At 54.2% G+C, this 14,418-nt stretch carries 12 protein-coding genes; 1 reads left to right on the top strand and 11 read right to left on the bottom strand.

Annotated features, from left to right (window positions below):
• Positions 1-73: 73 nt before the first annotated feature.
• The 5 genes from GUC46_RS22000 to GUC46_RS21980 all read right to left on the bottom strand — a co-directional run bounded on the left by GUC46_RS22000 (position 74) and on the right by GUC46_RS21980 (position 7,098).
• Positions 74-1,534 carry an MdtP family multidrug efflux transporter outer membrane subunit gene (locus GUC46_RS22000; RefSeq protein WP_032939200.1) on the bottom strand — a complete coding sequence of 487 codons (1,461 nt, stop codon included), beginning with the start codon at positions 1,532-1,534 and terminating at the stop codon, positions 74-76.
• The gene (mdtO, locus tag GUC46_RS21995; RefSeq protein WP_121540660.1) at positions 1,531-3,570 is read right to left on the bottom strand and encodes a multidrug efflux transporter permease subunit MdtO; all 2,040 of its coding nucleotides are present in this window, start codon (positions 3,568-3,570) and stop codon (positions 1,531-1,533) included. Before mdtO ends, GUC46_RS22000 begins: the two co-directional genes overlap by 4 nt.
• Entirely contained in the window at positions 3,567-4,601 is a 1,035-nt protein-coding gene (gene mdtN, locus GUC46_RS21990; protein ID WP_160180726.1) for a multidrug transporter subunit MdtN, read from the bottom strand. The genes mdtO and mdtN overlap by 4 nt, the downstream gene beginning before the upstream one ends.
• A gap of 19 nt (positions 4,602-4,620) precedes the next feature.
• Positions 4,621-4,896 (bottom strand): YtcA family lipoprotein, encoded by a 276-nt coding sequence (locus GUC46_RS21985; RefSeq protein WP_003844749.1) that lies wholly within the window; start codon positions 4,894-4,896, stop codon positions 4,621-4,623.
• Between the two features lie 216 nt (positions 4,897-5,112).
• A complete protein-coding gene (locus tag GUC46_RS21980) occupies positions 5,113-7,098 on the bottom strand; it encodes an alkyl/aryl-sulfatase (protein WP_044714894.1) in 1,986 nt (661 codons plus the stop codon).
• A gap of 292 nt (positions 7,099-7,390) precedes the next feature.
• On the opposite strand from GUC46_RS21980, the gene GUC46_RS21975 reads away from it, so the two are divergent.
• A complete protein-coding gene (locus GUC46_RS21975; RefSeq protein ID WP_149911833.1) occupies positions 7,391-8,122 on the top strand; it encodes a response regulator in 732 nt (243 codons plus the stop codon).
• A 48-nt stretch (positions 8,123-8,170) separates the two neighbouring features.
• Here the strand turns inward: GUC46_RS21975 and GUC46_RS21970 are convergent, their stop codons facing one another.
• From GUC46_RS21970 to GUC46_RS21945, 6 genes are all read right to left on the bottom strand, one after another.
• Positions 8,171-9,175 (bottom strand): carbohydrate kinase family protein, encoded by a 1,005-nt coding sequence (locus GUC46_RS21970; protein ID WP_086529675.1) that lies wholly within the window; start codon positions 9,173-9,175, stop codon positions 8,171-8,173.
• Positions 9,172-10,032: a ketose 1,6-bisphosphate aldolase gene (locus tag GUC46_RS21965; RefSeq protein WP_130715352.1), complete on the bottom strand. Its 861-nt coding sequence runs from the start codon at positions 10,030-10,032 to the stop codon at positions 9,172-9,174. The genes GUC46_RS21970 and GUC46_RS21965 overlap by 4 nt, the downstream gene beginning before the upstream one ends.
• Positions 10,033-10,046: 14 nt before the next feature.
• The gene (locus tag GUC46_RS21960) at positions 10,047-10,730 is read right to left on the bottom strand and encodes a D-lyxose/D-mannose family sugar isomerase (RefSeq protein WP_003031789.1); all 684 of its coding nucleotides are present in this window, start codon (positions 10,728-10,730) and stop codon (positions 10,047-10,049) included.
• 120 nt (positions 10,731-10,850) lie between these two features.
• On the bottom strand, positions 10,851-11,792 hold the full coding sequence (locus tag GUC46_RS21955; RefSeq protein WP_003826688.1) for an ABC transporter substrate-binding protein: 942 nt from the start codon (positions 11,790-11,792) through the stop codon (positions 10,851-10,853).
• 88 nt (positions 11,793-11,880) lie between these two features.
• On the bottom strand, positions 11,881-12,876 hold the full coding sequence (locus GUC46_RS21950) for a ribose ABC transporter permease (RefSeq protein WP_003031803.1): 996 nt from the start codon (positions 12,874-12,876) through the stop codon (positions 11,881-11,883).
• Positions 12,869-14,392, bottom strand: coding sequence for a sugar ABC transporter ATP-binding protein (locus GUC46_RS21945; RefSeq protein ID WP_003844755.1), 1,524 nt, complete (start codon positions 14,390-14,392; stop codon positions 12,869-12,871). The genes GUC46_RS21950 and GUC46_RS21945 overlap by 8 nt, the downstream gene beginning before the upstream one ends.
• Positions 14,393-14,418 lie beyond the last annotated feature (26 nt).

Here is a 14,418-nt window from a genome sequence, read left to right as displayed (position 1 = left end):
AGGCTGTCGTCATATTTGACGTGACGAAAGAAAATGCCGCGTGACGGATATCACGCGGCGAGGTCGGAGAACGCTACTTCTTGTTAGCAGGGGCTTGATAACCTCCGCCAAGCGCTTTGATGAGTTGAATATTCTGCATGAGTCGTTGGGTATCTATGACCAGGAGCGACATATCTTCTGCGATCACGGGTAATTTGGCCTCTGTTGCCAGCAGGCGACTGCTCAGGCCTCGCTGGTAAGCCGCGTCTGCTGCTGCTTGCGTGTAATGCGTGGCATCTACGCGTTCCATCTGCATTACCCGTTGTTCATTGAGCGTTTGCAGACGTGTTCCGTTAATCGCGACATCGCGCACTGCATTGAGCACCGACTGGTTGTAGCGCTCTATCATCATATTGCTGGTTGCGCGGGCGCCTTCCAGATTGGCATTCAGACGACCTCCGTCAAACAGCGGTAAACGCAGGCCGGGGATGAAGTTGATCTGCCTGCTGGTGCTTTTGAACAGTTGATCGATATGGATAGCGTCTAAACCGAAGAAGACTTTGATATCAAAGCTCGGATAAAACAGGGCGCGAGCGGCCTCGACCTGGTTCAGCGAAGCCTGCACATACCAGCGCATAGCCTGCAAGTCCGGACGCCTGGCAAGCAGGTCGTAGGAGAGCGTTGCGGGTATTCCTGTATCGACAGTTGGCAGTGCGACCGGTTTGATTTCAGGCAGATCTTTTGCGCCGGCACCGATCAGCGCCCGGAGTGATTCCCGAGTTTCTTTGATTTGTCCTTCAACCGCGACGATTTGCTTGTCCACTGCCAGCAATTGCGCACGTGCGCCATGGTACGGTACTTTTGCTTCCAGCCCGTGAGCGACCTTACTCTGGTGGGCCTTCACGGCATAATCAATAACATCGTGGGTCTGCTGCAACAAATCAAGCATCTGGTAGCTGGCTTGCATACTGTAATACAGCTGCGCGACGCCGGTCGTCAGGGAGAGTTCCACTGCTGCGGTTTCGGCAATCACGGCATTTTGTGCGCCAATAGCTGCCGCGACAGCGGAACGATGCTCGCCCCACAGGTCGAGATCCAGTCCGGCGACCAGACCAATCGTCGCTTCAGTGTAGTAGGGGCCGTCCATCCCTAATCGTGGCGCATCCAGCGCGTAGGGGCCGAGGAAGCCGTTGGCAGACGCTCGCTGGCGGTTAATCATGCCCAGCGCTGCCATCTGGAGCTGAGAACGCCCTTCCAGCAGTTCAGTCTGCGACTGCGCTTTCTCTTCACGCAGCTTCACTTCGGCGAGGTTATGGGAGCCAGACAGCGTTGCTTCAATAAGCGAGTTTAGCTGTGGGTCGTTAAACTGCCGCCACCACTGTGCCTGTGGCCATCCTGAGCTTGCCAGATGAATGTCTTTAGCCAGTGAGATCTGCTCAGGCTGTAATTGCGGATGTGGTGCAGAATCTTTGCGGATCAGTGCACAGCCGGAAAGGACCGTTGCGCCGCTGAGTATGCCGCAGAGGAGTAATCGAGGGAGATATCGGTTCATTATTGGGAGGTTCCTTGCTCCTGCTCGCTTGCTGGTATTAGCGTCGGGTGAGTCCAGTCGGGTAAACAGGTTATCTGCTGTATGATGCAGCGCTCCTGTTTGGGTAACGTTGGTAAAATGTCTTGAGATGGGGACAGGTTTTCAATCGACGGCGGAAGGCTGGATGCTGTCGCCAGGTCGGCTGCGTATTTTTCCAGCGCATCGGCCAGGTGTGTTGCGCTCTCCAGCAATACCGCGTTATCCAGCGTCGGGGCGTCATTTCGGGTGGTATCCCAGGTATAGAGAATGTCACGGCCCAGGTGAATAACGCGCTGACTACGTTGAATAAGCGCTATGCGTTCATCGCCGGGGAGTTGGCGTTCCAGCGCGACCCTCTCGCACATTTCATCACAGGCGTTAAACGTCGCATGGAGACCAATACGCATCTGAAGATAAGTGCGCATGAGAACAGCATCCTGCTGACGCGGGATCCGCAGTAATTTGCTGAGCAGTCCCAGCGAGCTTGCCAGTTTTTGTGGCAGCGCTTTGGCTTCGCTTTCCGGCCAGACAAAGGTGTAGATCACCGCAGAAACAAGAGTGCCGATCAAAATGCCGAAGGCGCGATCGCGGATTTCCACCAGGTCGTAGGTTGGGCCAAAGACGTTTTCAAGCGTTGCCAGCGCGAAGGTGACGACCATTTGGGTTCCGATATAAGAGGAACGTTCTGAGCCGGTGGCAATCCAGGCACCCATCAGGAAAAGTGGTGCCAGCACCAGGAGAAGTTCGACGATATTGTCCAGCCAGGGCATGACAAAAATCGTCATCAGCAGGGCCAGAATTGCGCCGAAAAATGCGCCGCCGAAGCGCAGTGCCATCTTCTGGTATGACGAGCCGATACTGGGGTTCGCGACAATAATGCAGGTCAGCATGCAGGTGTGGATGCCTTCCCAGTCGGTACCGGAATAAAAGACATAGCAAATCAGACATGCCAGCAGTGTTTTTAATGCGTAGCGAATATAGCCTGGGTTGGTGAACGCGTCAGATACCATTGAGGGCGGTTTAGCGACAGGAGCTGGCGGCGTATTAGGGTCCATGTGACCAAGCTGTAGCAGGGTTTGGCACAGGGGCTCCAGGCCGCATTCGCGGGCCGTTGTGGCTTCTGCCTGACTGAGTTCCCATTCACTTTGCCAGGGCATACCTCGAGCAACCGCATCTTGCAGTGCGGTTATTTCACGGCACAGTTTCTGCTGGAGATCGCGGGTTGCCGGGTTATGTGCCGTGAAATCGTAGCGATTGAGCGTAGTGTACAGATAGGTGGTTGTGGCAACGCAAGCCTGCCACCAGGCACTTTTTTCTCGCCAGTCTGCGTCATCTGCCAGACAAAAGATGTTCAGCTTTTGCAGCGCCAGCACTTCTCGTTCGATGTATTTTTCCGCAAGCGGTGTTGTCGGTGCCGTCAGGCGATTGAGGGCATCACCCAGCCTGGCACGCAGGGCTTCGCGCATTTGGTTGACAGCGCGGCTGGGAAACCACAAAACGGCGGTCAGCGTCATCAGTAGCGTGGGGTACAGACCAACGACGATGCACCATAACGTCAGGCGAACGACGACCTCGGGGTAGTCGAGCATGCCGGGGAAAGATTGCCCGTATATTGCAACAATCGACACGGCAAAGAAAACCAGCCCCAGACGATGGGTTCGCATCAGGAACATGCAGGCCAGAACGATCAGGCTGGCAATGATCAGACGGACCAGAGGGTAGCTATAAGACCATTTGTAGATCAGAAATAAACTACCTATCTCTAATGCTGTGGCGACGACGAAGAGAATCGCCACGAATTTGGTATAGAAAGCATTGGACTGGATACCATAAAAGAGTACGGCAAGCGAAAGCGCCAGGAAGGGGATCTCATAGGTCATCGAGATCAGTACCACCAGCAGGCAACCCGCCCAGAGCTGCATGATTTGTGGGAGTCTTCCGGGACGTTGTTCGCTTAATTCTTCGTGAAAAAACGCCAATAGCCTGACCAGTGGCAGAGGCAAACAGTTAAGTGCTTTCATTTCTGTGGCTCAAGGGTAGCAACCGCCGATGCGCCGATGCGAAACATCTCTTCATCCGGTTTATCTACCACGATTTTTACCGGGAAGCGTTGGGCAACGCGAACCCAGTTGATAGAGCGGGAAACATGCGGCAAACCGCCCAGCACCATACCGCCATCATCAGGTAATACACCGTAGCCGATTGAATCCACTTTACCGACAAACACTTTGCCGCTGTCGCTCATCAGGCGAACATTGGCTGGTGTGCCTGCATGGATGTTTTTCAGCTCTGTTTCGCGAAAATTGGCGATTACGTACCAGTGACGGGTGTCAATCAGGGTAAAAATGGGTCGCATGGCGGAAGCAAACTGCCCGACGGAGGTTTTTAATGCCACCACGCGGCCATTGAAGGGTGCGCGTACTGTTGCCATTTCAAGATGCAGTTTGGTCAGGGCGATATCGGCTTCTACGGCGATGCGCTGAGCTACCAGGGCATCAACGCCACTCACCGCGCTGGCAGCCTGCTGCGCCTGTAATAATACCGCATTAAGATCTGCCGCTGAGGCGCGTTGTGCCGTTCTGGCGCGATCAACATCTTCCGCGGAGACAAAACCTTCCGTCAGTAGCGGTTCGGTACGGCGCAGAGTATCGCTGGCTTGCTTAGCGGCTGCTCGCGCTTTTTCTACCGTAGCCCGTACGGAGTCAGCACCATATTGTTGTGCATCTACGCTGCGCTGGGTCAGCATGATCTGTTTATCCAGAGCGGCGAGGGACGCTTGTGCTTTTGCCAGATTCGCTTCATAGATACGGGGATCGATACGAAACAGCACATCACCTTGCTTGACCTGCTGGTTATCGGAAACAGCCAGTTCGACAATGCGACCACTGACTTCTGGCACGACATCGATGGTGTCGGCTGAGGCGTAGGCGTCATTGGTCGCGGGTGAGCTATCCAGTTTCCAGATGACGAAGACCAAAATAACCAGCGCAAGTACCAACAGCATCAGCGCGGGAAGTTTGTTACGCGGAGCTTTTTTCGACGAGCTTTCCATAGGGGCGTCTCAAAATAAGTTAGAAAAATACCAGCCAGAACAGCATGGAGTAGAGGGCAAAAAGGGCGGTATAAATAATCCCGATAAAGGCCAATCCGCTATATTTATGCAGAATGAATTTTCGGGTTATGAGTGTCAGGATGACGCCGCCAATAAGGCAGAACAGCCAGTCGGGATAGTAAGCACCGATGACCGGAATGGCGGGAGAGAAGTTGCATCCTGTTAATAATGGCAGCGAGAGAAACCAGCCTATTATTCTCAGCGGTATTACAATGCTGGAGTTAACCGTTTGCATAACAAAATACATCCTGTTTATCGCGAACAATATCATGAGTGAATATAAAAATATAAAGCGTCAGCAGTATGGCAATTTTTTAACGAGATAAAATATCTTTGCATGCCCACCGAGTTCATAATTCATTTATTTATTCTATTGTTTTTGCGATTGCACATTGTTGTGTGAATAAATATGCTTCCAGAGATTGAAAATATCTCTGGAAGCGGCTTGTTATTAATTGGGTGTAACGACATTAACCCACAAATCAAATTGATCCAGCATCGCTATCACTTCATCCAACTTCGCGGCTTTGCCAATCACTTTGACTTTCTTCGCGTGTACCAGATCGCTCATTTTCACCTGGCCTGTCAGCACGTCGTGCAGATCTGTACGGCTGATATAGAATGAGGTGTCGGCATCTGGTTGCAGGGTCTGACGATGATTGAGCACGCTGTTGTTGAGCGTCAGATTCAGGTTCTCGCCTTTGTCCAGGTTGAAGTTCAGGCTGATGTGTTTACCTGATGCTTTCTCACTGTCCAGACGAACGGCCATGTAATCGAGCAGCATTTCTACGCTCATTCCGTTGATGGTGTCCGGGGAATTGGTGGTGCCGTGTGTAAATTTACGCACGCCTTCACGCAGTTCTTTCGCGCCGGTGAGGTAGAAACCGCGCCAGGTGGCGGACTCGGCCTGATAGCCCAGCTGTTCAAACGCATTCGCTTGCAGATTCTTAGCCGCCTGGTTGTCTGGTTCAGCGGAAATCACGTGCTTGAGCAGTTCTGACGTCCAGCGATAATCACCCTTGTCATAGGCTTCCTGAGCCAGCTCAATGGTCTGTTTTGCACCACCCAACGCTTTGACGTAGCGTTTACCCATATCTGTCTGTCCGTAAGGATCCAGATTTGCCGGGTTGCCGTCGAAGTAGCCGAGGTAGAAGTTGTAGACCGCACGCGCGTCATGGCTGACCGAACCGTAGTAGCCACGACTGGCCCAGTTATTGGCGAGCGTTGGTGGTAGTTGAATCATGTTGCCAATCTCATTCATCGTATAGCCTTGGTTAGCCATATTCAGAGTTTGATCGTGGATATACTTGATGGTGTCGCGATATTTACCGATATAGTCGTTAATATGCTGATTACCCCAGACGGGCCAGGTATGCGGCATAAACAACACTTCTGCCTGGCTGCCCCACATATCAAGTGTTTCGTTCAGATACTCGGTCCATTTGCTGGTATCGCGTGTTTTTGCACCGCGTAGCGTATAGAAGTTATGCAGCGTGTGCGTCGTATTTTCTGCCGTACAGAGCGCTTTGAGCGCCGGAATATATAAGTGCATTTCGGAAGGCGCCTCGCTGCCTGGCGCCATCAGGAAATCGAACTCCAGGCCGTCGATGACTTTTTTCTCACCGGTTTTGATGATTGATTGGGTTGGGGCAATGATAGTCGGCAGACCTGTTGTCAGCGTGACGCCCAGACCGTTGCCGATATTTCCTTGTGGGTTACGAGGCAGAAGCAGGCCGTAGGAGAACAGAGCACGGCGACTCATAATATTGCCCAGCAATACGTTTTCGCTGATGGCTTCTTCCATAAAGCCTGCCGGGGCGAGAATCTGCACTTTGCCAGATATCACGTCATTTTCAGAGACAATGCCTTTCACACCGCCATAGTGATCGGTATGGCTATGGGTATAAATAACGGCAACAATCGGTTTTTGCGGACGATGTTGATAGTAGAGGTCCAGGCTGGCTTTTGCTGCCCCAGCGGTAACCAATGGGTCGATAACGATAATACCTGTATCACCTTCGATAAAAGTGATATTGGAAATATCCTGGCCGCGTACCTGATACATCCGTTCAGTTACTTTAAACAAGCCCGAAATACCGTTGATCTGCGACTGTCGCCATAAGCTGGGGTTTACTGTTTCTGGTGCAGGGGCATTGATATCAAACTTATAATCTTCTGCGCGATAAAAGGGTTTTCCGTCGGCATTTTTAAGAATACCTTGGTTAGGCAGTGGTGCGATAAAACCACGCTGCGCATCGTCAAAATCCTGGCGATCGGCAAAAGGTAATGATGTTAAATAACGCTGATTCTGTTGCTTTGTATATTGTGACGCTGGTTGGGATGATTCACTGGCAAATACAGGATTAACTAATATTCCGGTAGTCGCGACCAATGCAATAAAAATCCTGCTCAGGCGGAACGGCTGAGATTTATTCATATGAATCTCCATTTATCATATGTACTGTGAATTTATTAAAATAGTAAATATCGCTGCTTTAATTTTGTCATTATCATAAGTTCGAATGTTTTATTTTAAAGAAAGGAAGTGTGATCTGCGTAGTTATTCTTATTAGGTATTTGTGCCCAAAGTGCTGAGCAGAGGAAAACCTATTATGTTTACTGAATAGTGTGACAAGGATTATATTTTTATCAGATAGATCATGTGTGCTCTTTCACTTCGCCTGATATTACTCACAATAAGATGATAACGAAGTGGACGGAGTCGAATGATGAAACCCGTTGTTCTGGTTGTGGATGATGACGTGGCAGTCTGCTCGCTTTTACAGGATGTGCTGAACGAACACGTCTTTGCGGTGACCGCTTGTCACACCGGGCAGGAGGCGTTGCGCTGCATTGAGACTCAGCCGGAGATCGCGCTGGTATTGCTGGATATGATGTTGCCCGATATCAACGGTCTGATGGTGCTGCAGCAGGTGCAAAAGATGAGGCCCGGATTACCGGTGGTGATGCTGACCGGGCTTGGTAGCGAGTCGGATGTGGTGGTCGGGCTGGAAATGGGCGCTGACGACTATATCGGTAAACCGTTCAATGCGCGGGTGCTGGTGGCTCGGGTAAAGGCGGTGCTCAGACGCGTTGGCGTGTTAACGTCAGAAAGCGGTGGCCCACAGACCACGGGGCTTTCTTTCAATGGCTGGCATCTCGATACCGCCGGTTGCCAGCTTCGTAATCCCCAGCAGTTGAAGGTGGAGTTGACGCAGGGGGAATACAGCCTGCTGTTGGCGCTGGCCCAAAATGCCCGCCGGGTGCTGAGCCGGGAACAACTGCTGGAGCTGACGCGCAGCGACAGCGTTGAGGTGTTTGACCGCACTATTGACGTGTTAATCATGCGCTTGCGGCGAAAAATAGAGATTAACCCGCATCAACCGATGTTGATCAAAACCCTGCGCGGGTTGGGTTATGTGTTTGCCGCCGACGTGCAGCATCACGATAAGGCGGCGTGATCGTGTGTAGTTGCCGGATGCGGTCGTAGGCCTGATAAGCGCAGCGCATCAGGCGTCAACCATTTCTGCTTTTAGCTCTGCCAGCGTCTTCGCGCCGTCTATCGCATTGGCGCACAGCAAGCTTGCCCGCGCACAGGCGTGTGCCAACCTGACGCTGTCCGTCAGCGACCAGCGCTCATGACAGCCATACAAAAATCCGGCGCAAAACGCATCACCCGCCCCCACGCTGCCAACGATCTCCTCCTGCGCCAGGTACTGCGACGGGATCCAGACGCCCGGCAGATCCGGCGCTTCACCCCAGGCACCTTCCGGACAGTGAATAACCACCCGCTGGCGTACGCCTGCATCCAATAATTCGCGCGCGGCGGTAGCGATATGCGGGATATGTAGCTCGCCGTTGGGCTGGCGGATCTCCAGCCCGCTAAATTCTCCGGCTTCCAGCTCGTTAATCACCAGATAATCGAGATGGCGCAAGGCTGGCATCACCAGTGGCTGGTAGCGCGGGTCGCCCTTGCGTGAGACCAGATCCAGCGATGTTTCAAAGCCGTTGTCGCGCATTTGCGCCAGCAGCCTTGCGCTACGCGTCCCGTACTCCTTATCCGGCATGTCCAGACTGTCGAGCAGCAGCAGATATCCCAGATGGAAGATTTTCATCGAGGTATCCAGTTGCTCAAAAGCGGGCAAATCCAGCAGTCTGTTGGCGCCCGGCGAGTGGAAAAAGGTGCGCTGGCCGCTGGGATCGGTCATCACCTGCGACATTGACGTGGGCGCGAATGTCGTGCGCTGCACGTGTTGGCGATTAACGTGATACTGCTCCAGCATCGCCATGATGTAGTCGCCATCGCTGTCCTGACCGATTAACCCCACCGCCTGCAACGGCAGCCCAGTGTGCATTTTTGCCAGCGTCAGCAGCACATTAAGCGGCGCACCACCCGTGGCGCGTTCGCTACGGGTGATTTCCGCCAACCAGCCGCGTTCCGGCCACTGCACAATTTGATGCACATGATCGACCAGCATGTTGCCTGCGGCGATAACGCCTTTGCGTTCCATCAGACCCGCCCCGCGCTGCCAAAAATGCGCATCTGTTCTGAAACGGTATCGGTAATGGCTTCCTCAATGCCGAGCAGCAGTTCGGCGAATTCGTCATATAAGGGCTGACGATTCGCCATCCGCGTCTCCACTGCCGACAGCGCCGCCTGCGACATGCCGGTATAGAAGTTGATTTTGTGAATGCCGAGTTCAATAGCGCGCTTGAAATCGTCGTCGCTGATGCCGGAGCCACCGTGCAGTACCAGCGGGATTGCCGCCTGCTGGCGAATGGCGTCCAGACGCGGGAAGTCGAGTAGCGGTTCGCCTTTATATTTGCCGTGGGCGTTGCCAATGGCGACCGCCAGCGCGTCAATCCCGGTTCTGTCAACGAAATCACGCGCCAGCATTGGGTCGGTAAACAGTGATTCGTCGGCATGACCGTACAGCGCACCGCCTTCATCGCCACCGACTGCGCCCAACTCAGCTTCCACCGACACGCCGACGGCGTGGCACATCTTCACCACTTCGCGGGTCTGACGGATATTTTCTTCGTACTCCAGCGTGGAGCCATCGAACATCACTGAGCTGAAACCTAAGCGTAATGCTCGCACCACCGACTCAAAGTGCAGGCCGTGGTCAAGATTCAGCACCACCGGAATGTCATGCCGCGCGGCTTCGAATTTGACCGCTTCGACCAGAGAATCTAGCGAGATATATTTAAAATGCACCTCGGCAATGTTGATAATAAACGGCGAACGTTCTTGCTTTGCTGAGGCAAACAACGCGCGCAGGAAATGTGAATCCAGAACGTTAAACGCCCCTAAGGCATAGCGGTGCTCGCGGGCATGGGCAAGGCCATCAGCGAGTGAGATCAACGGCATAATGTGCTCCTTGGTTAGCGGAACAGGCGATATTCGTTACACAGCACCAGCAGCGCCGGTTCGTCTTCTTCAATGTCGTTGTAGCGGGAAATCGGTTGCAGAAAATGGTTGTCGTGGTCGTCGTCATTAACAGAAGAGACCTCGCCAACCAGCACGTCGCCAAAACCTTCTTCCGCCCAGAAGCTGTGATACAGGCCCGGCGGCAGGCAGATGCTTTCACCCGGCGTCAGGCGCAGTTGACTGCCTGCGGCATGGGTTTGCCGACAGCCGTCAATTACCACGCTAACGTCGCTGTCTTCCGTTTGCTCGCGGATCCCTGCATTCCACAGTTCTACAATGAGATTGCCGCCGCCGCGATTGATAATGTCTTCGCGTTTGCGCCAGTGAAAATGCATCGGTGTGACCTGTGCATCGCGAACATGCATGATTTTCTCGGCGTAGCATTTCTCGTAAGGCATGCCTTTCGGCGAACCATTACGCAGGGTGAACAGCGTTAATCCTTGCGCGGCGAAATTATTGCCGCCAAACGCGGTGACATCCCAACCGAGCTTAAGGTCGAACACTTCGCTCCAGGCAGCGGCATCAAGCTTGCGCCATTGGGTCGGGGGGAAGCTGGCAAAAGGGGGGAGATGCACGTCGTGCTGAGAGAAAAACTGGCGCGTGTGCCCAAGGATCTCGTTTATTGCGGAGCGTTTCATCGGCAGAATCCTCCTTAATATAATGCCGGATGGAGCCTCGCTTATCCGGCCTACAAATTCATAGCGATCTTGTAGACCGGATAAGGCATCTTTGCCGCCAACCGGCGTTGTTGTGGCGGGCTATTTAACCGTCCAACCCTTATAACTGCCGACGTTGTTTTTATCGATCATCGTCACTGGGATCAGCACGGGTTCTTTCGGGGCGGGTTTCCCCTGCAATATGTCATAGCCGATTTCAACCGCTTTGGCAGCCATCACCTGCGGATCTTGTGCCGGAGTCGCCACAAATAGTGAGTTTTCGCGCTTCAGCGCTTCTTCACCGTCTGGGGATCCATCTACGCCGACAATAAAGAATTCGCTACGCTGCGCCTGTTTTGCCGCCAGATCGGCGCCGATCGCTGTGGGATCGTTAATGGCGAATACGCCGTCGATCTTCGGATTCGCCGCCAGCAACGCGGTCATGATCTCCAGCCCGCCTTCGCGACTGCCTTTGGCGTTTTGGTTATGCGACAGCACCTTGATGTCCGGGTGGCGTTTAAACTCCGTCTGGCAGCCTTCCACGCGGTTCTGGACGGCGGAAACCGGCGGCCCGTTGATGATGACGACGTTGCCTTTCCCTTTCAGACGGTCGGTAATGTATTTACAGGCCATTTCGCCTGCCTGAGTGTTATCGGAAGTAATGGTCGCGTCTGCGCCTTCCGCCGCTACGTCAACGGCAACCACCACGATCCCGGCGTCTTTCGCGCGTTTAACCGCCGGGCCGATGCCTTTGGAGTCGGCGGCGTTAAGGATAATCATGTCGACTTTGGCGGCAATAAAGTTGTCGATTTGCGACACCTGTTGCCCCAGATCGTAGCCGCTGGAAACCAGCGTGACTTTAACGCTATCACCTGCCAGTTTGCGTGCTTCCAGCTCCGCGCCTTTGGTGATCTGCACGAAGAACGGGTTGGCCAGATCGCCCACCGTAACGCCGATGGATTTCAGTTCTTTTGCCTGCACAAATGGAGCTGCAGCAAGCAGGGCGCCAGCACAGAGCGCGGTCACTAATGGCTTCAAACGCATACTCGTTTCCTCACGTAGGGTATTGTTGTTATACGCCTGATGGCGCTGCGCTTATCAGGCCTACGAATGAGTAGGCCAGTAAGCTTGTCTATGCACTTTGATGGTGTCGGGTACGGTATTTGTCGATCAGCACCGCTATGATGATCACCGCCCCTTTGATCACCAATTGCCAGAAATAGGAGACGCCCATCAGCGTCATGCCGTTATTGAGCGTGGCAATGATCAACGCCCCCACCAGCGTGCCGGTGATGGTGCCGATCCCGCCAACAAAGCTGGTGCCGCCGAGGATCACCGCCGCGATGGCGTCCAGCTCGTAACCCATGCCTAAGTTGCCGTTGGCGCTGTACAGCCGCGAGGCGCTCATCACCCCGCCAAGACCTGAGAGCAAACCGCTCATGCCGTAGACGAACAGCAGCACCAACCACACTTTGATACCGGTTAAGCGCGCGGCCTGCATATTGCCGCCAACCGCATAGATATGAACGCCGAGTGTGGTGCGCCTAAGAATGAACCAGCACACCACCACCACCGCCAGCGCAATGACCACCAGCCACGGAACCGGACCGAGATAGTTGTTACCGATCCACTCAAAGCTGATGTTGGAGTTAATCACCGTCGTGCCGTCGGCCAGCAGGTAAGCTGCGCCGCGCAGCGCCGTATAGGTTCCAAGCGTGACGATAAACGGCGGCAGGCCGGCAAAAGCGACCAGCGCGCCGTTAAACAACCCCAGCACCATGCCGAGCAACAGTGCGGCAGGGACTGACAGCATGGCAAATTCCGGGATCAGCGAAACCACCATCGCTGCCACTGCGGTGGTGCCGAGAATCGAACCAACCGAAAGATCGATGCCGCCGGTTAAAATAATGAAGGTCATGCCAGCGGCCAGCACGATGTTGATCGACGCCTGACGGGTAATATTCAGCAGGTTACTCTCGGTAAAAAAGTTAGGCGCGATAAAGCCAAACACCGCCACTATCAGGATGAGAATCGGTAAGATACCGACCGTTTGCATCAGATCGCTCATCAGCATTTTTTTTGCGGAGGCGGATTTCGCCACCTGCTGGGGAGTGGTTGGATTATTCATGGGGTACCGCCTGATGATGGGAGTCGTTCACGCCGGTTGCCAGCGTCATAATATTTTCCTGGGTAATACTTTGTCCGTTCAGCTCGCCGGCAATACTGCCTTCGCGCATGACATACACGCGGTCGCTCATCCCGACCACTTCCGGCAGTTCGCTGGAGATCATTAGGATCGCCACGCCTTTGCGCGCCATATCGTTCATGATCCGGTAGATCTCGCTTTTGGCGCCGACGTCCACGCCGCGCGTGGGTTCATCGAGGATCAAAATGCGTGGCCCGATCGCCACCCAGCGCGAAATCAGCAGCTTTTGCTGGTTGCCGCCGGACAAGCCGCCTGCGCGGACCTGGGCATGCGGGACGCGAATATTGAGCAATTTGATGGCGTCATCAGAAATCGCCTGCGCCTTTTTGCGATCGAGCATGCCCCAGTTCGCGTCACGTTCCAGCGTTGCCATGGTGATGTTTTCTGCCGCTGCCAGCTCTAAAAATAATCCCTGCTCTTTGCGGTTTTCCGTCAGAAAGCCAATGCCGTGGTCAATTGCTTCGCGCGGGGAGTGGATCACCACCGGTTCACCGTCCACTTCAATCATGCCGCCGATGGCTTTGCGCACGCCAAAAATCAGCTGCGCCAGTTCAGAACGCCCTGCGCCGACTAACCCGGCCAGGCCGACGATCTCCCCGGAGCGCACCAGCAAGCTGCACGGCTGGACTTTATGGCCGTCGGTAAGGTGATGGACGTTGAGGCGTGCTTTACCTAAGGGAATATCGCGCTCTTTGTTGAACAGATCGCTCAACGGACGGCCCACCATCATGCGCACCAGCTCCGAGGCGTTGAGCTTGTCGCGGGTCAGGCTGCCAACATATTGCCCGTCGCGCAGGACGCTGACGCGATCGGAGAGTTCGTACACTTCCGCCATGCGGTGGCTGATGTAGATAATCGCCATCCCCTCATCGCGCAGGCGCATGATCAGTTCAAACAGGCGGTGGGTTTCACGTGAGGAGAGGGCGGCGGTGGGTTCATCCATCACCAGAATGCGGCTGTTACGGTGCAGGGCACGGGCAATTTCAACCTGCTGCTGTTCGGCGATGGTCAACGTCATCACACGGTCGCTGGCCTTAAACTGGGCGCCGAGTCGATCGATGACTTTCTGTGACTGCATGACCATCTCTTTACGCTGGACCAGACCGCCGCGCGACAGCTCGCTGCCAAGAAAGATATTTTCTGCCACCGTCAGGTTCGGCGCGAGCTGCATCTCCTGATAAATCAGCGTGATGCCTGCGCTGAGTGCATCTTTGGGACCGCGAATGTGAAACGGCTGACCGTCAATCAGGATTTCACCGCTGGTGGCGGTATAGGCGCCCGCGAGGATCTTCATCAGGGTGCTTTTCCCCGCACCGTTCTCGCCCATCAGGGCATGAATCTCGCCCGGCCAGACCGTTAAATCGACCCCTTTCAGCGCGTAAAATTTGCCAAACGCTTTAGCAATGTTGCGCATCTCCAGAACCGGTGTCCTGCTCATGGCGGATCTCCTGTGGGGTGGCCGAT

Source organism: Citrobacter sp. LUTT5 (assembly GCF_009905315.1).
GTDB classification, from domain to species: domain Bacteria; phylum Pseudomonadota; class Gammaproteobacteria; order Enterobacterales; family Enterobacteriaceae; genus Citrobacter; species Citrobacter freundii.
The sequence above is the reverse complement of the archived record's forward strand: the minus strand, read 5'-3'. Positions and strand labels throughout refer to the sequence as shown.